Here is a 26,596-nt window from a genome sequence, read left to right as displayed (position 1 = left end):
AGGGATCATGGTGACAAAAAGATCATCGACGCCGGGCGTTGCCGTCGCGCGCTCGCAGGTCTAGGCGGACTGCCGATGCGGTCGGCGTACCATCCTTCGTCGATCGAGACGCGCGGTTCGACCCGACGGCGCAGCGGCGCGTTCGTGCTGACCGTCATCGCGCATGTCCTTATTCTCCTGCTGCTGTTGCGACTGGCGCCCTCGGTTACCTCGAAGCCCGAGGAGCGTCGCGAGCCGGTCACGTTCCAGATCGCCCCCGATCAGACTGCCCCCACGCCTCAAAAGCGCACGCCGTCACCGACCAAGGCAAAGCGTGCGAGCGGCGGTTCGCCGCAGCGGGCCGCCCCCAGGGTCCCGTCCGCACAGGCGCCCCCTGCCCCGCCGACATCGCCGCCACCGCTGCCGATCAAGATGCTCGGCGGGATGGAGATGTTCGAAGCCGCGGATATCTCGAAGATGCCGTCGCATCCCGACGACCAGCTTGCCGGCGGTGACGGTGGCAGCGGGTCGGGCAAGGGCAAGGACAGCGGTTCGGCCTACGGTCCCGGCGAAGGCCCGGGTGGCGAGCGGCTGTACAAGGTCGAATGGTATCGCCGACCGACCGATGCCGAACTCAACGGCTATCTGAAAAGCCCGCCGCCGCCGAACAGCTGGGCGAAGATCGCCTGCCGCATGATCGCGAATTACCAGGTCGAGAATTGCCGAGCGCTCAGCGAGTCGCCGGTAGGATCGGGTCTAGCGCGCGCGATGCGCCAAGCTGCGTGGCAGTTCCGCGTCCGTCCCCCGCGTGTCGGCGGGAAGCAGATCCTCGGCGGCTGGGTCGAGATCGATATTGAGTTCAATTCCGGCAGAACGCCGGACTAGGCAAGCTTCTTATTCTCCCCCGCCAAGGAGGTGGCTGGCGCTTGCCAGACGGAGGGGGAGGTCAGGGACAACGTTAGTTGCATGTTTCTCCCCCTCCATCGCTTCGCGCCACCCTCCCCTTGCAGGGGAGGAACGAAACTCTCGTCAGACTTCACTCGTAATCGAGTGCTTCGCTTCGTCAGACAGCGTTCTGGCCAACGTCTCAAACTTCCCACCTTCGACACGGATCTCGTTGAACGCAGGCGGGCTACCCCTCGTACGCTTCGACAGCGTGCCGGCACCGATCATGCGGATGATCCGCCCTGCCCGCTCGACCGGCACATCGAACGGATCGTGGACGTGCCCCGACAACACCGCATGTGCCCCAGCCTCGGCCAGTGCCGTCAACGCCTTGTCGCCGTTGCGCGTCTTGGCGGTCCCGGTGGTGCCGCCTTCGATCAGCGGGTGATGCGCGCCGATGAAGATCAGATTGCCCTTCGGCACGTCCGCGATCATTGCCAGCGCGCGCTTGAGCGAACCGGGGCTCACACGCCCCTTCGACCAGTTCCACCTCCACTGCGCTCGCGCCGTCGTCTTCAGCGGGACGACGGTGACGCCGGGAAGCTCCAACGGCTTCTCAATCATCTGCTCGACGGCCGCGTAGCGCTGGTACGGCGCGAGCAGCCGGCGGAACGGGTCCCAATAATAGGGGATGTCATGATTGCCGACTTCCAGCGTCACCGGCACGCCGAGCGAACGCAGCCAGTCGCCGCCCTGCTGGAACTCGTCCTTGGTGGCGCGCATCGTCAGGTCGCCGGTCATGATGACTGCGTCCGGCTTCTCCTCGGCAACGCGTTCGGAGAACCAGGCGATTGCCGCCGGGTCCTCCGCGCCGAAATGCACGTCGCTGACGTGGAACAGTTTCAGCGTGCGGGCCTCAGGCAATTTCGGACAGCTTCGTCGGCTCGTGCATCGGGCACCCATTGAACTTTCCACGGAAGTTCGCCGACTGCTTGTACGTTTCGTTGCGGGCGCGATTGACGCCGCCGAGCGGCTGGTGGGCAGTGATACCGTGCCAGATGCTGTACGACAGCGCATCGTCGGTATGATCGGTGACGCCCTGCTCCCAAGAAAGCTGAGGTGGAATTTCAAGCGTTGCTACGGTCACAAACGGACTCTCTTTCTCGTCCCACACCGCCGAGGCATCTTCGATCGGCATTTTTTCGAGATCGGTGTTTAGCTGCACGCGGAATTCCCAGGTGCCGCCATGCTCGATCATCTCGTCGCGTACGACCTCGCGCAACGCATCCGGGCGCGCGGTGATATCGACGGTATCGCCGGTGAGCCGGGTAAGGCCCGGCGAGACCGGGAACAGTGCGACCTTCGCGATATAGTCGCCGTGACGAAAGGGCGTTTGCGAATAATAGGTCTCGCCGAGCGGATGGACGGGCTTGGCACCGCCCAGCGTCTGCAACGTGGCGGACTGGCCACCGACTGCTTCCAGCGCGGATTCGACGACGCGGAACGTAGCGGACATCGCCTTCTTCACGCCCTCGAACCGGTCGGTCGTCTTGGCCAGCAACTTGAGGTTCTTCGAGAACGCCTTGGCGTCGGGCGCCGAGAAGGCCGGGCCGTTGACCATGATGAAGTCCTGCGTCGTGTCGCCTTCCGAGCCCGGCAGGCGTGCGCCTTCAACGTCGAGGATCTTGAGCGCTAGGCCACGTGGCAGGCTGATGCTGTCGTCGAGGATGTCGCCGGCGTTGGTAGAGATGCGGATCACCGCTTCATGCGTACCCGGCCGGGCGAAAATGCCCTGGGCGAGTTCGGCAGGGAGGTTGTCGGCTACCGTGAACGTCCCGCGCGCGATCCCGTGAGCCTTGGCATGGACCGAGCGTACCGCATGACCATAATCCTGCGACGTCGTCTCCAGAATTTCCTGGAAGGATCCCTCCAGCGTCTTCAACGTCTCCTGCTCGTCGGGCGCGATCGTTTCGACCGAGGGATCGAAACGGACGGGTTGTTTGCTGGGCATGGGGGTATCTCCTTTGGTACCTAGCCGTAACCGCTTGAGCAGAAAGACGTTCCGCTCCCGTTGCAAACCCAGTGCGTTGCAAACCAAACGCGCGCGGCCGAAGGAGAACGGCGAAGGAGCCATCATGCACATCCCACACGTCACCGCGCCGACTGTCGCCATCGCTGGCACGTCCGACCGCTTCCCCGTCCGCCGTATCTTCTGCGTCGGCCAGAACTATGCCGATCACGCGCGCGAAATGGGCTCCGATCCAGATCGCCAAGAGCCGTTCTTCTTCTCGAAGCCCGCCGATGCGGTCGTCGCCAGCGGCAGCGCGATCCCCTTCCCGCCGCAGACCGAAGACTTGCACCACGAAGTCGAGTTGGTGATCGCGCTCAGTAAGGGCGGCAAAAATATCGCAGTCGAGGATGCCGCTGCGACGATCTTCGGCGCAGGCGTCGGCATCGACCTGACCCGCCGCGATCTTCAGGCGACGGCAAAGAAGGCCGGGCGGCCATGGGACATGGCGAAGGGCTTCGATCGCTCCGCCCCCGTCGGCGCGCTCACGTTAGGTGTGCCCGCGACCAAGGGCAGCATCGCGCTCGCGATCGACGGCGAGACACGCCAATCCGGCGACCTGTCGATGATGATCTGGAGCGTGCCCGAGATCATCGCGACGCTGTCGACCTTCGTCGAGCTGGCACCGGGCGACCTGATCTTCACCGGCACGCCCGCTGGAGTCGGCCCGATCCAGCGCGGACAGACCCTGCGCGCGACTATCGACGGTTTCGAAACACTGGAGGTGACATTCGCCGCATGATCGCCCATCGTCCGGCACATAAACAAAACTAAACAGGGGGTTGCATGCCGGACACGAGAGACCTGGGCGCGGACGGCTTTCTCAGCAGGGCACGCACCGTCGCCGCACCCGGCTTCAACCGCTGGCTCGTGCCGCCCTGTGCGCTCGCGATCCACCTGTGCATCGGCATGGCGTACGGGTTCAGCGTGTTCTGGCTGCCGCTGTCGCGCGCGATCGGGATCACCGATCCGGTCGCCTGCCCCAACCTCTCGCTGCTCGGCGCGCTGACCACCACGACCTGCGACTGGCGTGTGAGCGACCTCGTCTGGACGTACACGCTGTTCTTCGTCGTGCTGGGTGCCGCCGCCGCGATCTGGGGCGGCTGGCTCGAACGCGCTGGCCCGCGGAAAGCTGGCGTCGTCGCAGCATTCTGCTGGTGCGGCGGCATGGGCATCGCGGCGATCGGCATCTCGACGCATCAGCTCTGGTTGATCTGGCTCGGGTCGGGCGTGATCGGCGGGATCGGGCTTGGCCTTGGCTACATCTCGCCCGTTTCGACGTTGATCAAATGGTTTCCCGATCGCCGCGGGATGGCGACCGGGATGGCGATCATGGGCTTTGGCGGCGGCGCGATGATCGGCGGACCGCTCGCCGACCTGTTGATGAAGCACTTCGCGAGCCCCGCAGGCGTCGGCGTCTGGCAGACGTTCCTCGTCCTGGCCTGCGTCTATTTCGTGTTCATGATGGCCGGCGCGATCGGCTACCGCGTCCCCGCCGAGGGCTGGGCGCCCGCCGGCTGGACTGCACCGACGAGTGCCAGGGCATCGATCAGTCGCTTCAACGTCGCACTGTCGGACGCGCATCGCACGCCGCAGTTCTGGCTGGTGTGGCTGGTTTTGTTCTTCAACGTCTCCGCCTCGATCGGGATCATCGGTATCGCCTCGCCGATGCTGCAGGAGCTGTTCGGCGGCCGCCTGATCGACGCCCCCTCGGTGTTGTTCACCGCGTTCGACGATGACCAGAAGAAGGCGGCGGCGGCGGTCGGCGCGGGCTTTGTCGGCGCGATCAGCCTGTTCAACATCGGCGGGCGATTCTTCTGGGCATGGCTGTCGGATCGGATCGGCCGCAAACCCTTGTTCGCGACGATCCTCGCGGCGGGTGCCGTGCTCTACGGTTTCGCCGCGCCGGCGCTGGCGGGCACGACGCTCGGCCTGTTCATCCTGGTATTCTGCATCCTCGCCTCGATGTACGGCGGCGGGTTCGCGACCGCGCCAGCGTATCTCGCCGACCTGTTCGGGACGAAATACGTCGGCGCGATCCATGGGCGGTTGCTGACCGCCTGGTCGACTGCGGGCGTGGTCGGGCCGTTGCTCGTCGCCAACATGCGTGACCGCGCGATTGCGGCGGGTGTCCCTCGCAGCGACATCTACCCGCCGATCTTCCTGGTGCTGGCGGCGATGCTGGTCGCCGGGTTCGTCGCGAACCTGTTCGTCCGGCCGGTAGCTGCCAAGTTCCACATGGCGTCGGATGACCGGCCGATCGCGGTCGAAACGGTGGCCGGCGGTACGGCTGCTGCGGCAACCGGGACGTCGCCGATCGTCGTGTTCGCATGGCTGGCAGTCGGGCTGCCGATCCTCTGGGGGATCTACATGACGCTGTCGAAGGCGTTGATCCTGCTCAAATAGGACGCAACCTATCCGCGCCGACATGGGTTGCTCCTGCTCAAACTTCACAGGAGCACCCCATGGCCGACCGGCTCACGATGCAGGATCCGCGCACGCAATATCCGCAGCCCCCCTTCCCGCAACAGCCGCAGGAAGCCCCGGGGATTGCGTCGAAGATGGACCCGAAGCCCGATCACGGCGAGACGAGCTACAAGGGCTCGGGCAAGCTCGCGGGGCGCAAGGCGCTTATCACCGGCGGCGATAGCGGCATCGGCCGCGCCGCCGCGATCGCCTATGCGCGTGAAGGGGCCGATGTCGCGATCGTCTACCTCCCTGCCGAAGAAGCGGATGCGAAGGAAGTCGTCGCGCTGATCGAAGCTGAGGGCCGCAAGGTCCTCGCGCTGCCGGGCGACGTGAAGGACGAGTTGTTCTGTCGTAACGCGGTGCAGCAGACGGTCGATGCGTTTGGCGGCCTCGACGTGCTGGTGGTCAACGCCGGGCGCCAGCAGACGCGGCCGACGGTGGCCGATATCTCGACCGACGATTTCGATCAGACGATGAAGACCAACGTCTATGCGCTGCACTGGTTTGTGCAGGCAGCCGTCCCGCATCTGCCGGTCGGCGCGGCGGTGGTCACGACCGCTTCCGTGCAGGGCTATGATCCGTCGGACAATCTGCTCGACTATGCGACCACCAAGGCGGCGATCGTCGCGTATACCAAGGGTCTCGCCAAGCAGCTGATCGAGAAGGGCATCCGCGCCAACGTCGTCGCTCCGGGGCCGTTCTGGACGGTGTTGCAGCCAAGCGGTGGCCAGCCGCAGGAGATGGTCGAGACGTTCGGGTCTAAGAGCCATTTCGGCCGTCCGGGCCAGCCGGTGGAGATCGCGCCGGTGTATGTGCTGCTGGCCTCGCAGGAGGGGAGCTACATTACGGGTGAGGTTTACGGCGTGACCGGCGGTGCGGGGGTGGCCTAGCCCTTAATCCTCCTCGCAAGGGGGAGGTGGCACCGGAGGTGACGGAGGGGGAGGAACACGCAACAGCGGTTACCCTTTCCTCCCCCTCCGTCTGGCAAGCGCCAGCCACCTCCCCCTGGCGGGGGAGGATCAGTTGGTAAGCCATCCGCGCTAACGTCGCTATTGCACATCGTTATCAAATCTGTACCTGTGTGGCGGTGAGCGCCCGACAGATCATACCCCTCATCGAAACCGCCCTCCGCGCATGACCCGCGGCACGATCAAGACCTGGTATCTCGTCCACAAATGGACGAGTTTGATCTGCACCGCGTTCCTGCTGATGCTGTGCGTGACCGGCCTGCCGCTGATATTCGACGAGGAGATCGACGGCTGGCTCGACCCGCCCGCGCCCATGGTGACGCTGCCCGCGGATACGCCGTCACTATCGCTCGATACCATTCTGGCGCGCGCGGCGAAAACTGCCCCCGGCGAGATCCCTCTCTACATCAGCTTCGACGAAGAGCGCCCGATCGTCTACGTCACGACCGGCCCGACTCCCGACGCAGCCCCCGCAGCGATGCATTTCCTCGCGTTCGACGCGCGCACCGGGACGAAGATGCCGCCTTACGTCCCCGGCGTGATGGCGTTCATCCTGAAGCTCCACACCGACATGTTCCTCGGCTTCTGGGCGGAGATCTTCCTCGGCGTGATGGGCCTGCTCTTCTTTGCAGCGATCGTGTCCGGCGTCGTGCTCTACGCCCCGTTCATGGCCAAACTCGACTTCGGCACGTTACGGCGCGGCCGCAGCAAGCGGCTCGGCTGGCTCGATCGCCACAATCTGCTCGGGATCGTCACGCTCGCCTGGGCGAGCGTCGTCGGCGTGACGGGGACGATCAACACTTTCGTCGTGCCGATCACTGCTATCTGGAAGTCGAACGGCCTCGCCGAGATCAGCGCTAGCGAGACGCGCACGCCGCTCGGGCCCCAGCGCGCCTCGGTTCAGGCCGCGCTCGACGCGGTGCAGCGCAAGGCGCCCGAGATGAAGCCGCAGTTCATCGCCTTCCCCGGCGTCGTCTTCAGCAGCAAGCATCACTACGCCGTCTTCCTGAAGGGCGCGACGCCGCTCAGGTCGAAGATGTTGCTGCCCGGCTTCGTCGATGCCGCGACCGGAAGGCTCGACGCGGTCGTGCCGATGCCGTGGTACATGCAGGCGATGCTGCTCGCACAGCCGCTGCATTTCGGAAATTACGGCGGCCTCGCGATGAAAATCGTCTGGGCGCTCTTCGACATAGTGACGATCATCGTGCTCGGCAGCGGGCTGTATCTTTGGCTGCGTCGTCGCGGCGGTCCGAGCGACCAGCGCGTCCGCGAAGTCGTGATGGCGGGAGAAATCGCATGACCCACAAGACCAACGGCCAGATCTTCGCACTGCCGATCCTGCTCGGCGTGTCGACCGTCGCGGGGCTCGCGGCAGGCCTGATCGGTGACGGCGTCTGGGATGTCGGCGCAGGCCTGCTGCTCGCGCTGCCGCTGGTCGTGACCGGCCGCTACTGGGTGCGCCCGCCCGAACCAGTGCTGCGCCGCCAACACCTGCAAACGGCACCGATACGCCGATAACGCGGAGCCGGCATGATACCGGCTCCGCGCTAATTTCGCGACCGTCAGGCGGACGGCATCAGGTCGCCGGGGTCGCCTGCCGGGTCGGTGCGGTAGTCGGCGCCCCGATCGGAGGAGCAACAGGTGCGGGCGCGACTGCACCGTTAGCCATTGGCGGCGGCGGCGGTGCCATACCCGCCGGCGGCGGCGGAGGAGCACCCGGACCGCCGGGAGCCCCAGGACCTTGCGGCCCACCCGGACCACCCGGACCACCAGGGCCATCACGCCCCGGACCGTCGCGTCCCGGGCCACCAGGACCATGCGGGCCACGCGGCGGGCCGCCGACCGGGCCCAGCGCCGTCACCTTGCCACCGGGTGCCACCAGGAACGAGGCGTGGACGAAGCCGTCTTCGAACCGGCCCTGGATCGTCACGGGCTGACCGGTCGCGACTAGATTGCTGCCCTCGCCTTCACGGCCCAGATCCACCAGCGCACGGCCGGTGCGGTCGGCCATCACGAACTTGTTGCCGTAGGTCTCCGCGACGGTGCCGCGGATCGTGACGATGCCGTCGGACTGGAGCGAACGGATCGCGGTTGGCGTGGCGGGCACCATCGTCACGCTCGGGCGGGTCGCGGCGATGGTGACGGCACCGGCGGCACCACCGACGATCAGCAGACTAGCCGCGGCGAGTGCCAGGCGGTTGCGGCGGAGATTGAAGCTCTTGCTGGGCGCGGCGTGGGAATGTTCGGTCATTTCGTCGTTCCTCTCATTGGTTGACGAATCACCGTCTAGGCGCACGCTGCCGACGCCCGCTGAACCAAGCCGTTCAGATTCCGTTGTGGCATCGGGCATAGGGACAGTCGCATGCGGGTATTATTGGTCGAGGACGATGCGGCGATCGCCGACGGGTTGGCGCGGGCGTTGCGCGCGGAGCATTTCGCGGTCGACGTCGCGAGTAACGGCGAGGACGGCGGCCATCTAGGCGCCACCGAACTGTACGACGCGGCGGTGCTCGACCTTGGCCTGCCCAAGCGCGACGGACTGTCGGTCTTGCGCGACTGGCGCGCGGCGGGACGCGACCTGCCCGTCCTGATCCTTACCGCGCGGGACGGCTGGTCGGAGAAGGTCGAGGGCTTCAAGGCCGGCGCCGACGATTATGTCGTGAAGCCGTTCCGCGTCGAGGAAGTGGTCATGCGCCTCCGCGCGCTGGTCCGTCGCGCCGCCGGCCATGCCGCATCGCGCGTCACATGCGGGCCGCTGACGTTCGACGCGCAACTCGGTACGTTCGAGTTGAACGGCTTGCCGCTGAAACTCACCGCGTTCGAATGGCGCGTCCTCTCCGCCCTGATACTCCGTCGTGAAGTCGTCATCGAACGCGCCGACCTGATCGAGCGCGTCTACGAAGGTGACGTGGACGTGGATTCGAACTCGATCGAGGTCATCATCGGCCGGCTGCGGCGGAAGATCGGTGCGGAGATGATCGAAACGGTGCGCGGCCGCGGGTATCGGCTGACGGCGGATGGGTCAAGATGATGGTTCTGCAAACCACATCCACCACACTGGCGAAGGCCGGGGCCCAATTGGGGGACGTCGCTAACGGAGCGATGACCGTCATTATAAAAACCTTTCCAATTGGGCCCCGGCCTTCGCCGGGGTGGGGTTTGGTGGCAGGATCGCTCTGGCCCCAGGCAAGTCTGCGATGATCCGATTCCGCATCGTCCCACGCTCCCTCTTCGGCCGCATGCTAGCGATCGCCGCGCTGTCGACCGGGATCGCGCTCCTGTTTGCCGGCGTCACGATCGGCCACATCCTCGAACGCTTCGTCACGCGCGGGCTCGATGAGCGGCTCGATGCGCAGGTCGCGGTGTTGGCGCGGGCTGTCCGCCCGGATGGTTCGCTCGACCGGATGCGCGCGATCGACCTACCCGAGTTCGGCGAACCCGAGTCCGACTGGTCATGGCAGGTCGAAGGTCCCGCCGGGCGCTTCGATAGCGGCACTACCCCGCCCCCAAGCATTTCAAAGGCAGCCTTAACCATTCCACCGCCGCCGCCCGGTCGACCTCGCAATGGCGAGCGCCCGCTTCCACTCGGCCTCGGCGGGCAGCAAGACCAACAGATCCACCCTGGCGAAGCGCGCGACCGGCGCGGCGAGCGGCTCCACTCGCGAACCATGGACGTCGCCACGCCGCGCGGCACGGTGACGATCACAGCGATCGGCCCACGCCGGATCGTCGAGGAGCCGTTGCGCGAGGCGATGATCCCGCTGCTCGGCTCGCTCGCCTTGCTTGGCGCCGGACTCGCGCTGGCGACGCTCGTGCAACTGCGCTTCGGCCTGCGCCCCCTGCGCGATCTCCGCACCTCGCTCGCCGCCGTTCGCGCTGGAACCGAGCGCCACGTCCCCGATGACCAGCCCGGGGAATTGCAACCGCTCGTCGCGGAACTCAATGCACTGATCGACCAGAACGCGGCTGGGCTCGCGCACGCCCGCCAACACGTCGCCAACCTGGCGCACGGGCTGAAGACCCCCCTCGCCGCGCTCTCGCTCAAGCTCGCCGAAGCGAACGCCGACGCAGACATCCGCGACATGGTCGACCAGATCGACCGCCGGGTCCGCCATCACCTTGGCCGAGCCCGCGCCGATGCGACCGGCGGCGCACGCACTCGAACGTCGATAGCCCCAGCCGTCGCCGATCTCGTCGGGGTGTTGCGTCGGATCCACGCCGATCGCCCGATGACGGTCGACATCGCGATTCCCGGCAACCTTGCCGTCGCAATCGACCCGCAGGATCTCGACGAGATGATCGGCAACCTCCTCGACAACGCGTGGCGTCACGCGCGCGGCGCGCTTTCGATCACTGCGAACCCGATCGACGGCACGGTCAGGCTGGAGATTGCCGATGACGGCCAAGGTCTCGACGACACGGCGATGGCGCAAGCCGTCCTGCCCGGCCGTCGTGTCGACGAACGCGGCGACGGTCACGGCTTCGGCCTGTCGATCACCCACGAGCTCGCCGAACTAAATGGGGGCACGGTGACGCTCGACCGTTCCACCGTCCTCGGCGGCTTGTTAGTCCGCCTGACGCTACCTCAGCGCGGCTGATTTCACAGTGCGCGGACGACGACCGGCGACGGCGACGCCTTGGCCAGCGTGTTGCGCAACGGCAGCGTGAACGGCGCCGCCTCGATTTCGAAAACGTCGCCCTCCCGGGTCGTCACGCCTTCGCTGAACGACAACGTCGCCGTCCCGAAGAAATGGACGTGGACGTCGCCGGGCTGGCGAAACAGGTCGTATTTGAAGTGATGCGCCTCGAGGTTGGCGATCGTGTGCGACATGTTCGCCTCCCCCGAGAGGAACGGCTTTTCCCAAAGCAACGCACCGTTGCGGTGGATGCGGCTCATGCCCTCGACATGGTCGGGAATTGGGCCGGTCAGCAATTCCGGACCTAGCGCCGCCTGACGCAGCTTGGAATGCGCGAGCCAGAGGTAATTGTGTCGCTCGGTCACGTGATCGCTGAACTCGTTGGCAAGACAGAGGCCAAGGCGGAACGGCGTACCGTCCGGGCCGATCAGGTAGATGCCGGCGAGTTCGGGCTCCTCGCCGCCGTCCTGCGCGAAGGCCGGGCTAATGAGTGCGCCGCCGGGCCCGACCAAACCCGATCCATCACCCTTGTAGAACCATTCGGGCTGCTGGCCCGTCTCGCCCACCGCCGGCTTGCCGCCCGCGACTCCGTCGAGAAACATGCGCATAGAATCCGTCAGCGTTTCGGCCGCCGCGGCAGCGCGGTGCATCTTGTCGCGCCCTTCCGCAGAGCCGAGATGCGTCAGTCCGGTGCCGGTCATGATGAGATGTGCGGGATCGCCATGATCGATCGGCGAGAGCAGGCGGCCGGCGGCAAGTTCGGCGGCGATGTCAACCGTCGCGCCGGTCCCGCACGCCCGAACCGCCGTCCCAAGATCGGTGCCCGCTGCGATCGCGCGCGTCGCAAGTTCACGGACGCTGTCCACGCCCAGGACAAGGCTCGCCCCCTTGTCGGAAGCGGCGATCACCGACCGCGTGCCGTCCGCTGCGCGATGCTGCAATAGGCGCAAACTGCTCACTTCTACTTCTCCTGCTAACGAGCCAAGACATACCTGATTACTCGGACTGATTACAGCCACTAGCGATGCCGATCGTGCTACTTTCAACCTCGCTCAACTACGCAAGAGGCGCTAACCGGTCGGCTAATTGTCAGACCACGAAAATCTGAGAGTTTGGCCCTTTAGCGCGCCGCTTGTTCCGGCAACGCGTTGGTCGTCCGCGATCCCCACACCGCGTAGAACAACACGTAAAGTTCGCACGCGGCGGTCAGCAGGAACGAGTTCTGGAGACCGTAGGTATCTGCGAGCCAGCCCTGGACGATGACTAGCGCGCCGCCTGCGATCGCCATGATCAGCAGGCCCGACCCTTCCTCAGTCAGCGGTCCAAGCCCCTTGATCCCGAGCGTGAAGATCGTCGGGAACATGATCGAGTGGAACAGACCGACGGAGATCAGCGCCCACATCGCGACATGCCCTGTGGTGAAGGTGGCGATGAGCATCACGACGCAGGCGCCGATGCTCGCAAATGCCAGCACGCGCTCGGCAGGGATCGTGCGCATCACGACGCTGCCGATCAGCCGGCCGACCATCATCCCGCCCCACAGGATGAACAGGTAATGCGATGCCTGTTCGTGCGTCAGGTTGCCGATATTCGGCTGGCTGACGAAGTTGATGAAAAGGTTGGCGACACCAATTTCGGCTATCAGATAAATGAAGATCGCCGGGATACCGAACACGAGGTTGCGGTGCGACCAGAGCGACTGGCCCTTGCGGTCGGCCTTGGCAGAACGCTGCGTCGAGGACCCCATCGCCGGGAGCGGGAAGCGCGCGATCACGATCGCCAGCACGACCAGCACGGCCGCGACAATCAGATAAGGCAGCACCACTGACTGCGCGTCGGCAATCCGCTCGGCCTGCGTCAGCACCGCGGTTGAACCGGCGGCGGCCGTGCCGGAGGTCGAACGACCCAGGATCAGATACCCACCGAACAGCGGCGCGAGCGTCGCACCGGCGGAATTGAACGCCTGCACTAGGTTCAGGCGCGACGACGCTGTCTCGGGCGGACCGACGACGGCGACGTAGGGATTCGCCGCAACCTGCAGCAGCGTGATGCCACTCGCGATCACGAACAGCGCGACCAGCGTGACGCCGTAAGAGGGCAGCCGCGCGGCGGGCACCATCATCAATGCGCCGACCGCCATCAGACCGAGCCCCAATACCATCGCGCGTTGATAGCCGACCCGCTCGATCAGCTTGGCCGACGGGATCGAGGCGAAGAAATAAGCGATAAACCAGACGCTCTCGATCAGTGTCGTCTGCGTATAGCTGAGGTCGAACACGCTGCGCAGGTGCGGCAGCAGCGTGTTGTTGATGACCGTGATGAAGCCCCACATGAAGAACAGGCTGGCGAGCAACGTGAGCGCGGATCGATAGCTCGGCGCGCCTCCCGCGGCATGCACCGCTCCAGCGTCAACGGGCTTTTGCGTCTGTATCGGCATCGCCATAGTCGTTTCATCCTCCGTGCCCTGTCGGTGACTGCAACAGTCTTTTCCCGCAAGGCTTGCCCAGAAATATATTGTCCGACTATATAGCCATACAAGGCGCGTCAACGGCGTCGGACGAATAAGGACGGGAACCGGAATGCGCGCAATCACAAAGTCGGGGATCATCGTGGCAACCTTGCTGGCAGCGCTTTCCGCGCACGCAGCCGACGCGGCAGAGGCGAAGCGCACGCCTGCCGGTACGCTCAAGGACGGTACCGCGATCGAGGCCGTGACGCTCAGCAACGCGCATGGCGTCTCCGCGCGCATCCTGTCGTACGGCGCCACGCTGCAATCGCTGATGGGCCCGGACCGCAACGGCAAGATCGCCGACGTGATGCTCGGCTATGACGATCTCGCCTCCTACGTCGATCATCCCAATTTCTTCGGCGTGACGGTCGGCCGTTTCGCCAATCGCATCGCCGGTGGCCGCTTCACGCTGGACGGCAAGGCGTACCAGTTGCCGCTCAACGACAAGGTCAATTCGCTGCACGGCGGCGGGAAGGGCTTCGACAAGGTCGCCTGGAAGATCGTCTCGGCGACGAACGGCCCGACCGCGACGCTCGTGCTGGGCTACCGCAGCCCGGACGGCGATTCCGGCTATCCCGGCAACCTGGACGTCACCGTTACCTATACGCTCGATGAAGCCGGCAACCTCGGCATCGCGTATGATGCGAAGACCGACAAGCCGACGATCGTGAACATGACCAATCACGGCATCTTCGATCTCGGCGGCGAAGGCTCGGCGATGGGCGCGTACGGCCACCGGCTGACGATCCCCGCCAAAGCGATCACGCCGGTCGACGACAAGCTGATCCCGACCGGTACGCTGCAGCCCGTCGCCGGCACGGTGTTCGATTTCCGAAACGGCCGCATCGTCGGCGAGGGCATCCGCGATGGTCACGACCAGCAGATCCGCTACGGCCATGGCTACGACCATAATTTCGCGCTCGACAAGGGTCTGACCGCCAAGCCCGAACTGGCCGCGCGGCTGGAGGATCCTGTCTCGGGCCGCGTGCTCGAAGTGCTGACGACCGAGCCTGGCGTGCAGTTCTATACCGGCAATTTCCTCGACGGCACGTTCATCGGCAAGAAGGGTCATCTGTACCGGATGGGCGACGGCATCGCGCTGGAGCCGCAGAAATTCCCCGATGCGCCGAACAAGTCGAATTTCGTCTCCGCACGCGTCGATCCGGGTAAGCCGTATCACCACGCGATGATCTACCGCCTTTCCGTCGCCCGCTGATATTCGATCTCCAGAAAGCTCCTCATGACCGACATGCCTAAGCTCCGCTCGCGCGCGTGGTTCGACAACCCCGAGAATATCGACATGACCGCGCTCTACCTCGAGCGCTATCTGAACTTCGGGCTGAGCCTGGAGGAACTGCGCTCGGGCAAGCCGATCATCGGCATCGCGCAGACCGGCAGCGACCTTTCCCCCTGCAACCGCCACCATCTCGTGCTCGCCGAACGCCTGCGCGAGGGCATCCGTGAAGCCGGTGGCATCGCGCTCGAATTCCCGGTCCATCCGATCCAGGAAACCGGCAAGCGCCCTACCGCCGGCCTCGACCGCAACCTCGCTTACCTGGCGCTGGTAGAGGTGCTCTACGGCTATCCGCTCGACGGGGTCGTGCTGACGATCGGTTGCGACAAGACCACGCCAGCCTGCCTGATGGCGGCGGCGACCGTCAACATCCCCGCGATCGCGCTGTCGGTGGGGCCGATGCTCAACGGCTGGCACAAGGGCGAGCGGACCGGTTCGGGGACGATCGTCTGGAAGGCGCGCGAACTGCTCGCAACCGGCGCGATCGACGACGAGGGCTTCATCAAGCTCGTCGCGTCGTCGGCGCCGTCGACTGGGTACTGCAATACGATGGGCACCGCGACGACGATGAACTCGCTTGCCGAAGCGCTCGGCATGCAGCTCCCCGGCTCTGCCGCGATCCCCGCGCCGTACCGTGATCGTCAGGAAGTCGCGTATCGCACCGGCAAGCGGATCGTCGACATGGTCGCCGAGGATCTGAAGCCCTCCGACATCCTGACCAAGGAGGCGTTCCACAACGCGATCGTCGTCAATTCGGCGATCGGTGGCTCGACCAACGCACCGATCCACTTGGCCGCGATCGCGCGCCATATCGGTGTCGACCTGCCGATCGACGACTGGCAGACGCACGGACACAAGGTGCCATTGATGGTCAACCTCCAGCCAGCGGGCGAATATCTCGGCGAGGATTATTACCATGCCGGCGGCGTCCCCGCGGTGGTCGCCGAGCTGATGAAGCAGGGCCTGATCCACGAAGACGCGATGACCGCGAACGGCAAGTCGATCGGCGACAATTGCCGGACCGCGACGATCGAGGACGAGCGCGTCATCCGCCCGTTCGCGACGCCGTTGCTTGAGGATGCCGGGTTCATCGTGTTGCGCGGCAATCTGTTCGACTCGGCGATCATGAAGACCAGCGTGATTTCGCCAGAGTTCCGTGAGCGCTATCTGTCCAACCCGGACGATCTCGAGGCGTTCGAGGGGCCCGCGGTCGTGTTCGACGGGCCGGAGGATTATCACCACCGGATCGACGATCCCTCGCTTGGGATCACCACCGATACGTTGCTGTTCATGCGTGGCGCGGGGCCGATCGGTTATCCGGGTGCGGCCGAGGTCGTGAACATGCGGCCGCCGGCGTATCTGATCCGTGAGGGCGTCCATGCCCTTCCCTGCATTGGTGACGGGCGCCAGTCGGGGACCTCGGGGTCGCCCTCGATCCTCAACGCCTCGCCTGAGGCGGCGGCGATGGGTGGGCTTGCGCTGATCCGGACCGGCGACCGGGTTCGCATCGATCTCGCCAAGGGCAGCGCCAACGTGCTGATCTCCGACGAGGACCTCGCCGAGCGCCGCCGTGCGCTGACCGAGGCGGGCGGCTATGCCTATCCGCGTTCGCAGACGCCGTGGCAGGAAATTCAGCGCGCCACCGTCGGCCAGATGGAAACCGGTGCGATCCTCGAAGGTGCCGAGAAGTACCAGCGGATCGCGCAGACGATGGGCCTACCGCGCGACAATCACTGAGGCGGACTTGCGCGCCGCTCGATCAGGGCGGTGCGCAGGCATTGGCAGACGATCTCGTCGCGCTGGTTGATCAGGCGGTGCGTGAAGGTGACGATGCCTGCGTTGGGGCGCGACTTACTGGGCTTGAGGTCGGTCACTTCGGTTTCGCAGCGCATCGTGTCGCCGATGAAGACGGGCTTCGGGTGCACCAGCTTGTCGTAGCCGAGGTTCGCGACGAGCGTGCCGAGCGTCGTCTCGCCGACCGACAGCCCGACCATCAGCGCGAAGGTGAAGGTGCCGTTGACGAGGATCCGGCCGAACTCGCTCGCCTTCGCCGCCTCAATATCGAGATGGAGCGGCTGCGGGTTGTGCGTCATCGTCGAGAACAGCAGGTTGTCCGTCTCGGTCACCGTGCGGCGGATCTCGTGCTCGATCCGGTCGCCGATACTCCAATCGTCGAAATAGCGGCCGGCCATCAGTTATCCTTCTCGATGCGGACGAGCATGGTACCCTCGGTCACCTGCCCGCCCTCGATTGCGTTGAGGTCCGCGACGATGCCGTCGAACGGCGCGGTCAGGGAGTGCTCCATCTTCATCGCCTCGAGCGTGACGAGCTTCTGGCCCTTGGTGACGGTGTCGCCGGCCGAAACGTCGACCGCGATGATCCGGCCGGGCATCGGCGACAGGATCGCGCCGTCCGCCGCTCCGCCCGCAGCGACACCCGACGCACGCCAAGGCTTGAGCTGCCAGGTCTGGCCGGCTTCGGAGATCAGGACGTCTTCGAACGCCGACGTAGTTCCGGCCTGTCCGTCGAGATCGACCTCGACCGGTTCGCCGTCGAGCAGGAACGTCGCGCTACGACGCGGCGCGGCGTTGAGACGGAAGCCGGCGATCGGATCGGCGGATACGAGCGCGCCTGCGGCATCGGCCAACGCCTCTTCGGTCGGGTGCGTCGGCGGCATGAGCGCGTCGCCTTCGCGCGCGATCAGACCGGTGTCGAGCGTGCCCGCCACGAAGTCGGGATGGTCGAGCGCCTCGACGAGGAACCCCGCGTTGGAGCGTACCGGCCAGACGACCGCACCGTCTAGCGCATATGCCAAGGCCTCGCGCGCAGTCTCTCTGTCTTCGCCCCAGGCGATGACCTTGGCGATCATCGGGTCGTAGAAGGGCGAGATTTCAGAGCCCTGCTCTACCCCGGTATCGACGCGGGCGGTGGTGCCGAGGTCGAAGCGTTCGAGCGTTCCGATCGACGGCAAGAAACCCTTGGCGGGATCTTCCGCATAGAGCCGCGCTTCCATCGCCCAGCCGTCGATCGCCAGTTCGTCCTGCCGCTTGGGCAAAGGCTCGCCGGACGCAACGCGGAGTTGCCATTCGACGAGGTCCTGGCCGGTTATCTCTTCGGTGACCGGATGCTCGACCTGCAACCGGGTGTTCATTTCCATGAACCAGATGCGGTCGGCGCGGAGGCCTTCGCTGGCGTCGGCGATGAACTCGATCGTGCCGGCGCCGACGTAATCGACCGCCTTGGCGGCCTTTACCGCGGCGGCGCAGATCGCTTCGCGGGTGGCGGCGTCCATGCCGGGTGCGGGCGCTTCCTCGATCACTTTCTGGTGGCGGCGCTGGAGCGAGCAGTCGCGTTCGAACAGATGGACGACGTTGCCTTGTCTGTCGCCGAAGACCTGCACCTCGATATGGCGCGGCGAGAGAATGTATTTCTCGATCAGCACGTCGGTGTTGCCGAACGAGGATGCTGCTTCGCGCTGGCACGAGACTAGGGAGTCGGCGAACTCTGCGGCCGTATCGACGCGGCGCATTCCCTTGCCGCCGCCGCCGGCGACCGCCTTGATCAGGACGGGGTAGCCGATCACGTCGGCCTCCGCCTTCAGACGTTCGGGGGACTGGTCATCGCCGAGATAGCCGGGGGTGACGGGCACGCCGGCGGCGATCATGCGCTGTTTGGCGGCATCCTTGAGGCCCATCGCGCGGATGCTGTCGGGGTTGGGGCCGACCCAGATCAGTCCGGCGTCGAGCACGGCCTGGGCGAAGTCGGCGTTCTCGGACAGGAAGCCGTAGCCGGGGTGGATCGCTTCGGCGCCGGTCTGCTTCGCGGCGGCGATGATGCGGTCGCCGACGAGATAGCTTTCGCGCGCCGACGATGCACCGATATGCACAGCTTCGTCGGCCTGGCGGACGTGGAGCGCGTTCGCGTCGGCGTCCGAATAGACCGCGATCGTGCGGATGCCGAGCGCCCTTGCGGTGCGGATGATGCGGCAGGCGATCTCGCCGCGATTGGCAATCAGGAGGGACTCGATCATCGATTCGCTCCGCGGAAGTGCACAAAGTGCAGACGCTCCAGCGATGTGCACATCGGGCTCGAAAGCCCCGCAATGGCAGGAAGATCGGCGGAGAGGATCGACTGTTTCGTCATGGTGATCCCGGCATAAGCCGATGCGGGCGGTGTAGGACAGGCCATGTCAGTTCGCGCAACCGGTGGTGCGCTTCGACCAAGTGAGGTTGGCGATCTTCCAGCGGCCGGCTTCGCGGACCATGTCGAAATGATCGGTGCCGCAGTGGGCGACCTTGCCGTCGATCGTGAAGACGTAGGGCGACCAGACCATCGCGATGTCGCCGTCGATGTCGACCGCGGGATCGGTGAGGCGCTCGGCATAGCGCTCCGGGCCGGGCTTGATCGATGCGGCGAACTCGGGCCAGCTGGTGCGGCGGACCAAGCGCGTGCCGTCGGGCTTTTCCTCGACCGCGGTGGCGCCGCCGTCGGATCGGACCTGGGCGAGGATAGCCTGCCCGTCGCGCGCGGCGAGCGCGGCAAATAGCGCATCGATCGGGACCATGACGCCGGCCTCTTCGGTCATGGCCGCGGGCGGCAGGCCGGTGCCTCTGACGATCGGCTGGACCGGGGTGATCTGACCAGCGGCGAGGAGAAGTGACAGCAGGATCATCGGGTTACATCCTGAACACGCCGAACGCGGGGCGTTCGGGGATGGGAGCGTTGAGCGTCGCGGCGAAGGCCAGGCCGAGCACGTCGCGCGTTTGGGCGGGATCGATGATGCCGTCGTCCCAGAGACGCGCGGTCGCGTACCAGGGGTTGCCTTCGTCCTCGTATTTCTGGCGGACCGGTGCCTTGAAGGCTTCGGCCTGTTCGGGGGTCCAGCTGTCCGCGTCGCGGTGGACGGTGGCGAGGACCGACGCTGCCTGCTCGCCGCCCATCACGCTGATCCGGCTGTTGGGCCAGGTGAACAGGAAGCGCGGCGAATAGGCGCGGCCGCACATCCCGTAATTGCCAGCGCCGAAGCTGCCGCCGATCAATACCGTGATCTTCGGGACGGTCGCGGTGGCGACGGCCGTGACGAGCTTTGCGCCATGTTTCGCAATGCCTTCCGCCTCGTACTTGCCGCCGACCATGAAGCCGGAAATGTTCTGGAGGAACAGCAGCGGGATCCTGCGCTGGCAAGCGAGTTCGATGAAATGCGCGCCCTTCTGTGCGCTTTCGCTGAACAGTACCCCGTTGTTGGCTAGGATCGCGACGGGGATGCCCCAGATGTGCGCGAACCCGCAGACGAGCGAGGTGCCGTAGAGCGCCTTGAACTCGTGGAACTCGCTGCCGTCGACCAGCCGCGCGATCACTTCGTGGACGTCGTAGGGCGCGCGGACGTCGCTCGGGACGATGCCGTACAGTTCTTCGGGGGCGAACTTGGGCGGCCTGGGCTGCTGGAGGTTCACCGCGGTCTGCGCCTGTGGTTGCAGCGTCGAGACGATATCGCGGACGATCGTCAGCGCGTGCTCGTCGTTCTCGGCAACGTGATCGACTACGCCCGAGCGGCGGCCATGCGTGTCGGCACCGCCCAGTTCCTCCGCCGAGATGACCTCCCCGGTCGCGGCCTTCACCAGCGGTGGGCCGGCGAGGAAGATCGTCCCCTGCCCGCGGACGATGATCGTCTCGTCGGACATCGCGGGAACGTACGCGCCGCCGGCGGTGCAGCTGCCCATGACGCAAGCGATCTGCGGGATGCCGAGCGCGGACATCTGCGCCTGGTTGAAGAAGATGCGGCCGAAGTGATCGCGGTCCGGGAAGACCTCCGCCTGGTGCGGCAGGTTCGCGCCACCGCTGTCGACGAGGTAGATGCAGGGAAGCCGGTTTTCCTGCGCGATCTCCTGCGCGCGGAGGTGTTTCTTGACGGTGAGCGGGTAGTAGGTGCCGCCCTTCACCGTCGCGTCGTTGCAGACGATCATGCACTGGCGACCGGAGACGCGGCCGATGCCGATGATCAGGCCGGCGCCGGGGACCTCGTCTTCGTAGAGGCCGTTGGCGACGAGCTGGCCGATTTCGAGGAAGGGCGAGCCGGGGTCGAGCAGGCGTTCGACGCGGTCGCGCGGGAGGAGCTTGCCGCGCGACGTGTGGCGCTCGCGGGACTTGGCGTTGCCGCCGAGCGCTGTGCGGGCGACGTCTTCGCGGAGGGTTTCGGCGAGTGCGCGGTTGTGGGTCGCGTTGGCGCGAAAGGTTTCGCTGTCGGGGGATAGTGCGGAGGTAAGGACGGGCGCGGTCACTTGATTCCCCTCCCGCTTGCGGGAGGGGTTAGGGGAGGGAATGCGGCCAGGAAGGACGCTTGTGGCAGGCCCTCCCCCGACCCCTCCCGCAAGCGGGAGGGGAGCAGTAGGCGCCTCACTGTGCCACCTTCGGGGCGGCACCTATCAACTCACGCCCGATCAGCATCCGACGAATCTCGTTCGTGCCCGCGCCGATGTCGAGCAACTTCGCATCCCGCATGAACCGCTCGACGGGCCAGTCCTTGGTATACCCGGCCCCACCGAGCGCCTGGATCGATTCGAGCGACACCTTTACCGCACTCTCGCTCGCCAGCAGGATCGCGCCCGCCGCATCGAACCGCGTGGTCTTGCCCGCATCGCACGATTTCGCCACCGCATAGACGTACGCGCGCGCCGAACTGAGCGCGACGTACATGTCGGCGACCTTCGCCTGGATCAACTGGAACTGGCCGATCGCCGTCCCGAACTGCTTCCGCTCGCGCACATAGGGGATCACGACGTCGAGGCACGCCTGCATGATGCCGAGCTGGATCCCGGCCAGCACTGCGCGCTCATAATCGAGGCCCGACATCAACACGCCGACGCCGCCATTCTCGGGGCCCATGACGTTCTCGAACGGGACCTCGCAATCGGTGAAGACGAGTTCCGCCGTGGGTGACCCACGCATACCCATCTTGTCGATCTTCTGGCCGATCGCGAAGCCGGGCATGTCCTTCTCGATCAGGAATGCGGTGATCCCGCGAGAGCCCTCGCCGGTCTTCGCATAGACGACCAGCGTGTCGGCATAGGCCGCGTTGGTGATCCAGAACTTGGTGCCGTTGAGGACGTAGCCGGTGTCGGTCTTCACCGCTTTCAGCTTCATCGAGACGACGTCGGAGCCGGCGCCGGCTTCGGACATGGCGAGGCTGCCGACATGCTCGCCGGACACGAGCTTGGGCAGGTACTTGGCCTTCTGCTCGGGATTGCCCCAGCGGCGGATCTGGTTGACGCACAGGTTCGAGTGCGCGCCGTAGCTGAGCCCGATGGACGCGGACGCGCGCGAGACTTCCTCGACTGCGACGACGTGTTCGAGATAGCCGAGGCCGAGGCCGCCAAACTCTTCCTCGACGGTGATGCCGTGCAGCCCGAGTTCGCCCATTGCCGGCCACAGTTCGCGCGGGAACCAGTCGTCGGCGTCGATCTTCGCGGCCAGCGGCGCGATCTTGTCGGTGGCAAAGCGGTGCGTGCTCTCGCGGATCATGTCCGCGGATTCGCCGAGCGCGAAATCGAAATCGGGTATCATGCAGCCTCTCCAGACCTTGTGTTGTGGCCTTGATACTCGGTCGTGGTCGCCAAGAGAAATTGATACGACCGAACACATGCGATAGACGCCGTCTATGGCTCGCCCCGCTATGGTCAGACGCGCATGATCGAACGCTATGTGTTGCGCTATTTCCTGGCGGTCGTCGATCAGGGCAATTTCACGCGCGCCGCCGCGCAGTGCCGGATCTCGCAGCCGACGTTGTCGGTCGGGATCGCCAAGCTCGAGGCGTCGCTCGGACAGACGCTGTTCCTGCGGACCAACCGGCGGATCGAACTTACCCCCTCCGGCACGCGGTTCGCGGTGCATGCACGCCGGATCGAAGCCGAGTTCGCGGCTGCCGAACGGGATTTACAGGACACGGCTCCGACCAAGCTCGTCCGCCTCGGGATCGCAACGACGCTACCACCGTCCTGGATCGCCGCCGCCCTAGGCCAGGCGCGACGCGCGTCCTCCACAGAACGCCTCGAAGTCGTCGAGGGACGGAGCAGCGAACTCGTCGCGCTGCTCGATCGCGGGCGGATCGACGTGATGCTCGGCGCGATCGGCGACGATCCGCGCGGCCGCGTGCTGTTCGAGGAAGGATTCGCGGTCGCGGTGGCGGGCGACCACCGACTGGCCGGACGCGCCACGCTCGCGGTCGCCGACGTGGCGGAGGAAACGATGATCGTCCGCCGCCACTGCGAAGCACTGGCCGAGACGAGCCGCTTCTTCACCGCGCGCGGCGTGCGCCCGTTCATGGCCGCCCGCACCGTCAGCGACGACCGCGCGCTGACCTATGTCCGTGCGGGGCTCGGGATGACGGTCATGCCGCTGAGCTTTGCCAGCGAGGGCATTGCGATGATTCGGTTGACGGGCTTCGATCCGACGCGGCGCGTAGGCGTGCTGGTAGCGAACGATTCCGCCTCGCGGATCGAGGGAAGCGTCATGGTCGCAGCGATCGAGGAGACGTTCAGGGATCTGCACGCGGCGGGAGCCGGTGCCGACGATCTCGTCTGACGCTATGTGAAAAGCTGTCCCGGCGGACCGGTCATCAACGGAAATGGTGGAGCCGAGGGGGATCGAACCCCTGACCTTTCGCATGCCATGCGAACGCTCTCCCAGCTGAGCTACGGCCCCATTCCCGTTGGGAGGCGGGTCACTAACCGGACCCGCCCGGGTTGGCAAGCGGCGTATATGCCGCCTGCCAAATTTATTGCACTTAACGCTCGTGCTCGTCCTGCGGCGTCTCGACGCCGAGGTCGTCGTCGCCGCCGAGATCGACTTCGTCGTCCGCCGAAGGCTCTTCGTCCTCGCCGGTGATCGAGGCGATGTCCTCTTCCTCGTCACCCTCGAGATCCGCGTCGGGCTTCTTGGTGTCGGGCTTGGCGACCTCGAACGGCAGCGGCTGCTTCGACTTCAGGATGGGCTCGGGCTCCCACGCATACCCGCATTCGATGCAGGTCACGGGGTCGGCTTTTTCGAGGTCGTAGAAACGCGTCGCGCATTTCGGGCACGAACGCTTCGTGCCCCATTCCGGCTTGATCATGCCGATAGAACCTTTCGGATGAATGGATTGCGGGGGGATACCCTCGCAAAGTGGGCGCGCCTTGCCATAGCGCAAGGCCACTGTCAAAAGCCCGGCCCCATGGCACACCCCTTCCCCACTTCGATGGACGTCGTCGCGCGCGGTCCTTTGACCGGTTCGATCGCGGTCCCCGGCGACAAGTCGATCAGCCACCGCGCCTTGATGTTCGCAAGCCTTGCGGTTGGCACCAGCCGGATCGAGGGTCTGCTGGAGGGCGAGGACGTGCTCGCCACGGCGGCGGCGATGCGCGCGATGGGCGCGACGATCGAGCGTGGGGAGGACGGCATCTGGACCGTAGACGGCGTCGGCGTGGGCGGATTGCTCCAGCCCGAGACCGCGCTGGAGATGGGCAATTCGGGCACGTCAACGCGGTTGCTTATGGGGCTGGTCTCGAGCCATCCGATCACCTGCACCTTTACCGGCGACGCGTCGCTGTCGGGGCGACCGATGGGGCGCGTGATCGAGCCGCTGTCGCAGATGGGGGCGGACATCACGTCCTCGCCCGGTGGCCGCTTGCCGCTCATGGTGCGCGGCATGTGCCCGGCGGTGCCGATCGAATACACGCTGCCGGTCGCGTCGGCGCAGGTGAAGTCGGCGATCCTGCTCGCGGGGCTCAACACGCCGGGGATCACGCGGGTCATCGAGCCGGTCGCGACGCGCGATCATAGCGAGCGGATGCTCACCGGGTTCGGCGCGAAGCTGACCGTCGAGGAGACGAACCAGGGTCGCATCATATCGATCACGGGCGAAGCGGACCTGAAGCCGCAGGATATCGTCGTGCCGGGCGATCCTTCGTCGTCGGCGTTCTGGCTCGTCGCGGCGTCGATCGTGCCGGGGTCGGATATCGTCGTGCGCAATGTCGGGCTGAACCCGACGCGGATCGGGATCGTCACGGCTTTGCGGATGATGGGCGCGGATATTACCGAGCTCGACCCGCGCATCGTCGGTGGCGAGCCGGTCGCCGACCTGCGCGTCCGGCATGCCCCGCTGACCGCGATCGAGGTGCCGGCCGATCTCGCGCCGAGCATGATCGATGAATATCCCGTGCTGTTCGTCGCCGCGGCTTTCGCGACCGGCACGACCGTGGCTCGCGGCGCACACGAGTTGCGCGTCAAGGAATCGGACCGGATCACGACGATGCGGATCGCGCTCGAAGCATGCGGCGTGGCTTGCGAGGAGTATGAGGACGGCATGGCGATCACCGGGTCGGGCGGCGCGGCGATTCGCGGTGGCGCTCGGATCGCCTCGAAACTCGACCACCGCATCGCAATGAGCATGGTCGTGGCTGGACTTGGGAGCCGCGAGCCCGTCACGATCGATGATGTATCGCCGGTGGCGACGAGCTATCCCGTGTTCTTCCGGTCGCTCGATGCGCTTACCGGCCGGGGGAATTAAGATGATCATCGCAGTCGACGGTCCGGCGGCATCGGGCAAGGGCACCATCGCGCGTGCCTTGGCCAAGCATTACAAGCTGCCATATCTCGATACCGGGCTGCTGTACCGGGCCGTGGCGCTGAGCGTGGCGCGGATGGGGCTCGATCCGGAGACCGAGGCCGACGCGGTTGCCGCGTGCGATTTCAGCGATGCGCTGCTGAGCGATCCGGCGTTGCGTGATGACGATATCGGCGCGCTGGCGTCGGTGGTGTCGGCGCATCCGCTGGTGCGCGCGGCACTGCTGCACCGGCAGAAGCGGTTCGCGGCGCAGGAGGGTGGCGCGATCCTCGACGGGCGCGATATCGGGACGGTGATCGCGCCGGATGCGGATGCGAAGCTGTTCGTGAAGGCTACGCCGAATATCCGGGCGCAGCGGCGGCATGCTGAGTTGCAGGCTCGGGGCGGGACTGCGAGCAAGGATCGGGTGCTGGCGGATATTCGGGCTCGGGATGCTCGGGATAGCGGGCGTTCTACTGCGCCGCTGGTGATGGCGGCGGATGCTGCTTTGCTGGATACGAGCTTTTTGTCGATCGAGGCTTCGGTGCAGCGGGCTGTTGCGCTGGTGGAGGCGCAGCGGGCGAAGAAGGCGGCTTCGGTTTAGGCCACTCCCCTCTTGGCAGCGGCGACCACCCCGGCGAAGGCCGAGGTCCAATTGGAACGTCCGCGGTAACGAAGCACCGTCCTCAGTTAGTACCGTCCCCCAATTGGGCCCCGGCCTTCGCCGGGGTGGTTGCTCTGTTGGGTAACGGAAGCGCATCTTCTTCTCGCTCCCCTCCCTGGAAGGGAGGGGTTGGGGGTGGGTCGGCCAGCTTGCGCCACCCCAAATCGTCTATGCGGAAGCCGACCCACCCCCTGCCCCTCCCTTCCAGGGAGGGGGGATTGGCGGCACTCTCCTCCAAGGGGGATCAGTGGACCTAAAGCGCAGTAACCAACGCCACCGCCCCAAACACCACCCCCGGGAAATTAGCCACGACGATCGGCCAATCCCGCTTGTCCTTCAAAAACCCATATCCCACCCACAGCGCGCAATTCACCATCGTCGCGAACGGCTGGACCACCGATCCCTTCTGACCCGAAAGGTTCAGCATGATCTGGTCGATGTACGACAGGTACATCACGATCGCCGTCACGGTGGCGACCCAGCCCAGCACGAGAATGCCGCGTTCGTTCAAATCTTCGCTCCTGTTGTGAGCGGCCCCTAACGAAGC

At 65.8% G+C, this 26,596-nt stretch carries 25 protein-coding genes and 1 tRNA gene; 13 read left to right on the top strand and 13 right to left on the bottom strand.

The annotated features are described in order from the left end of the window. Positions 1 to 75: 75 nt before the first annotated feature. Positions 76 to 864: a hypothetical protein gene (locus C8J42_RS02335; RefSeq protein ID WP_133018762.1), complete on the top strand. Its 789-nt coding sequence runs from the start codon at positions 76 to 78 to the stop codon at positions 862 to 864. A 144-nt stretch (positions 865 to 1,008) separates the two neighbouring features. On the opposite strand, the gene C8J42_RS02330 is transcribed toward C8J42_RS02335, so the two are convergent. Both C8J42_RS02330 and C8J42_RS02325 read right to left on the bottom strand, forming a co-directional pair. Next, positions 1,009 to 1,788: a metallophosphoesterase gene (locus C8J42_RS02330; RefSeq protein ID WP_235524603.1), complete on the bottom strand. Its 780-nt coding sequence runs from the start codon at positions 1,786 to 1,788 to the stop codon at positions 1,009 to 1,011. Beyond that, positions 1,781 to 2,875 (bottom strand): catalase family protein, encoded by a 1,095-nt coding sequence (locus C8J42_RS02325; RefSeq protein WP_132833297.1) that lies wholly within the window; start codon positions 2,873 to 2,875, stop codon positions 1,781 to 1,783. The genes C8J42_RS02330 and C8J42_RS02325 overlap by 8 nt, the downstream gene beginning before the upstream one ends. Before the next feature lie 124 nt (positions 2,876 to 2,999). Here C8J42_RS02325 and C8J42_RS02320 point away from each other — a divergent pair, with 124 nt between their 5' ends. From C8J42_RS02320 to C8J42_RS02300, 5 genes are all read left to right on the top strand, one after another. Continuing rightward, positions 3,000 to 3,674 (top strand): fumarylacetoacetate hydrolase family protein, encoded by a 675-nt coding sequence (locus C8J42_RS02320; RefSeq protein ID WP_133018760.1) that lies wholly within the window; start codon positions 3,000 to 3,002, stop codon positions 3,672 to 3,674. A 44-nt stretch (positions 3,675 to 3,718) separates the two neighbouring features. Then, positions 3,719 to 5,338 carry an OFA family MFS transporter gene (locus C8J42_RS02315; protein ID WP_133018759.1) on the top strand — a complete coding sequence of 540 codons (1,620 nt, stop codon included), beginning with the start codon at positions 3,719 to 3,721 and terminating at the stop codon, positions 5,336 to 5,338. A 59-nt stretch (positions 5,339 to 5,397) separates the two neighbouring features. Next, complete coding sequence (locus C8J42_RS02310) at positions 5,398 to 6,291, top strand: SDR family oxidoreductase (protein WP_133018758.1); 894 nt, start codon at positions 5,398 to 5,400, stop codon at positions 6,289 to 6,291. A gap of 244 nt (positions 6,292 to 6,535) precedes the next feature. Next, positions 6,536 to 7,669 carry a PepSY-associated TM helix domain-containing protein gene (locus C8J42_RS02305; RefSeq protein ID WP_056060338.1) on the top strand — a complete coding sequence of 378 codons (1,134 nt, stop codon included), beginning with the start codon at positions 6,536 to 6,538 and terminating at the stop codon, positions 7,667 to 7,669. After that, complete coding sequence (locus C8J42_RS02300; protein ID WP_056060340.1) at positions 7,666 to 7,887, top strand: hypothetical protein; 222 nt, start codon at positions 7,666 to 7,668, stop codon at positions 7,885 to 7,887. The genes C8J42_RS02305 and C8J42_RS02300 overlap by 4 nt, the downstream gene beginning before the upstream one ends. 58 nt (positions 7,888 to 7,945) lie before the next feature. Here the strand turns inward: C8J42_RS02300 and C8J42_RS20305 are convergent, their stop codons facing one another. Continuing rightward, complete coding sequence (locus C8J42_RS20305) at positions 7,946 to 8,620, bottom strand: hypothetical protein (RefSeq protein WP_207897049.1); 675 nt, start codon at positions 8,618 to 8,620, stop codon at positions 7,946 to 7,948. Positions 8,621 to 8,731: 111 nt separating this feature from the next. Between C8J42_RS20305 and C8J42_RS02290 the strand changes: the two genes are divergently transcribed. Both C8J42_RS02290 and C8J42_RS02285 read left to right on the top strand, forming a co-directional pair. After that, positions 8,732 to 9,400 carry a response regulator transcription factor gene (locus tag C8J42_RS02290; protein ID WP_133018757.1) on the top strand — a complete coding sequence of 223 codons (669 nt, stop codon included), beginning with the start codon at positions 8,732 to 8,734 and terminating at the stop codon, positions 9,398 to 9,400. Between the two features lie 166 nt (positions 9,401 to 9,566). Beyond that, positions 9,567 to 10,967 (top strand): HAMP domain-containing sensor histidine kinase, encoded by a 1,401-nt coding sequence (locus C8J42_RS02285; RefSeq protein ID WP_133018756.1) that lies wholly within the window; start codon positions 9,567 to 9,569, stop codon positions 10,965 to 10,967. Between the two features lie 2 nt (positions 10,968 to 10,969). Here the strand turns inward: C8J42_RS02285 and araD1 are convergent, their stop codons facing one another. After that, complete coding sequence (gene araD1 / locus C8J42_RS02280) at positions 10,970 to 11,965, bottom strand: AraD1 family protein (RefSeq protein ID WP_133018755.1); 996 nt, start codon at positions 11,963 to 11,965, stop codon at positions 10,970 to 10,972. Between the two features lie 161 nt (positions 11,966 to 12,126). After that, entirely contained in the window at positions 12,127 to 13,443 is a 1,317-nt protein-coding gene (locus tag C8J42_RS02275; RefSeq protein ID WP_133019193.1) for a sugar MFS transporter, read from the bottom strand. 142 nt (positions 13,444 to 13,585) lie between these two features. On the opposite strand from C8J42_RS02275, the gene C8J42_RS02270 reads away from it, so the two are divergent. Together C8J42_RS02270 and C8J42_RS02265 are read left to right on the top strand one after the other, a co-directional pair. After that, positions 13,586 to 14,731 (top strand): aldose epimerase family protein, encoded by a 1,146-nt coding sequence (locus tag C8J42_RS02270; protein ID WP_133018754.1) that lies wholly within the window; start codon positions 13,586 to 13,588, stop codon positions 14,729 to 14,731. Positions 14,732 to 14,755: 24 nt separating this feature from the next. Further along, positions 14,756 to 16,546, top strand: a complete 1,791-nt coding sequence (locus tag C8J42_RS02265; RefSeq protein WP_133018753.1) for an IlvD/Edd family dehydratase — start codon at positions 14,756 to 14,758, stop codon at positions 16,544 to 16,546. Here C8J42_RS02265 and C8J42_RS02260 read toward each other — a convergent pair. From C8J42_RS02260 to C8J42_RS02235, 5 genes are all read right to left on the bottom strand, one after another. Continuing rightward, positions 16,540 to 17,001, bottom strand: coding sequence for a MaoC family dehydratase (locus tag C8J42_RS02260; protein ID WP_133018752.1), 462 nt, complete (start codon positions 16,999 to 17,001; stop codon positions 16,540 to 16,542). The genes C8J42_RS02265 and C8J42_RS02260 overlap by 7 nt on opposite strands. Further along, a complete protein-coding gene (locus C8J42_RS02255) occupies positions 17,001 to 18,839 on the bottom strand; it encodes an acetyl/propionyl/methylcrotonyl-CoA carboxylase subunit alpha (RefSeq protein WP_133018751.1) in 1,839 nt (612 codons plus the stop codon). The genes C8J42_RS02260 and C8J42_RS02255 overlap by 1 nt, the downstream gene beginning before the upstream one ends. Positions 18,840 to 18,998: 159 nt before the next feature. Beyond that, entirely contained in the window at positions 18,999 to 19,481 is a 483-nt protein-coding gene (locus C8J42_RS02250) for a nuclear transport factor 2 family protein (protein WP_133018750.1), read from the bottom strand. Positions 19,482 to 19,485: 4 nt separating this feature from the next. Beyond that, positions 19,486 to 21,087, bottom strand: coding sequence for a carboxyl transferase domain-containing protein (locus tag C8J42_RS02245; protein WP_133018749.1), 1,602 nt, complete (start codon positions 21,085 to 21,087; stop codon positions 19,486 to 19,488). A gap of 115 nt (positions 21,088 to 21,202) precedes the next feature. Then, positions 21,203 to 22,369: an isovaleryl-CoA dehydrogenase gene (locus C8J42_RS02235; RefSeq protein ID WP_107961668.1), complete on the bottom strand. Its 1,167-nt coding sequence runs from the start codon at positions 22,367 to 22,369 to the stop codon at positions 21,203 to 21,205. A gap of 123 nt (positions 22,370 to 22,492) precedes the next feature. Between C8J42_RS02235 and C8J42_RS02230 the strand changes: the two genes are divergently transcribed. Beyond that, positions 22,493 to 23,386 carry a LysR family transcriptional regulator gene (locus C8J42_RS02230; protein ID WP_133018747.1) on the top strand — a complete coding sequence of 298 codons (894 nt, stop codon included), beginning with the start codon at positions 22,493 to 22,495 and terminating at the stop codon, positions 23,384 to 23,386. A 44-nt stretch (positions 23,387 to 23,430) separates the two neighbouring features. Here C8J42_RS02230 and C8J42_RS02225 read toward each other — a convergent pair. Together C8J42_RS02225 and C8J42_RS02220 are read right to left on the bottom strand one after the other, a co-directional pair. Continuing rightward, positions 23,431 to 23,506, bottom strand: a tRNA-Ala gene (locus tag C8J42_RS02225). Between the two features lie 82 nt (positions 23,507 to 23,588). Continuing rightward, on the bottom strand, positions 23,589 to 23,915 hold the full coding sequence (locus C8J42_RS02220) for a TIGR02300 family protein (RefSeq protein WP_031395784.1): 327 nt from the start codon (positions 23,913 to 23,915) through the stop codon (positions 23,589 to 23,591). 99 nt (positions 23,916 to 24,014) lie between these two features. Between C8J42_RS02220 and aroA the strand changes: the two genes are divergently transcribed. Together aroA and cmk are read left to right on the top strand one after the other, a co-directional pair. Next, positions 24,015 to 25,349, top strand: coding sequence for a 3-phosphoshikimate 1-carboxyvinyltransferase (gene aroA / locus C8J42_RS02215; protein WP_133018746.1), 1,335 nt, complete (start codon positions 24,015 to 24,017; stop codon positions 25,347 to 25,349). 1 nt (position 25,350) lies between these two features. Continuing rightward, on the top strand, positions 25,351 to 25,989 hold the full coding sequence (gene cmk, locus C8J42_RS02210) for a (d)CMP kinase (RefSeq protein WP_056051420.1): 639 nt from the start codon (positions 25,351 to 25,353) through the stop codon (positions 25,987 to 25,989). A gap of 313 nt (positions 25,990 to 26,302) precedes the next feature. Here cmk and C8J42_RS02205 read toward each other — a convergent pair whose 3' ends face one another. Next, a complete protein-coding gene (locus tag C8J42_RS02205; RefSeq protein WP_133018745.1) occupies positions 26,303 to 26,560 on the bottom strand; it encodes a SemiSWEET family transporter in 258 nt (85 codons plus the stop codon). Between the last annotated feature and the right edge of the window lie 36 nt (positions 26,561 to 26,596).

Source organism: Sphingomonas sp. PP-CE-1A-559 (genome assembly GCF_004340965.1).
Taxonomy (GTDB): Bacteria; Pseudomonadota; Alphaproteobacteria; order Sphingomonadales; family Sphingomonadaceae; genus Sphingomonas.
Note: the sequence above shows the minus strand (reverse complement) of the source record. Positions and strands in the feature narration are given on the sequence as shown.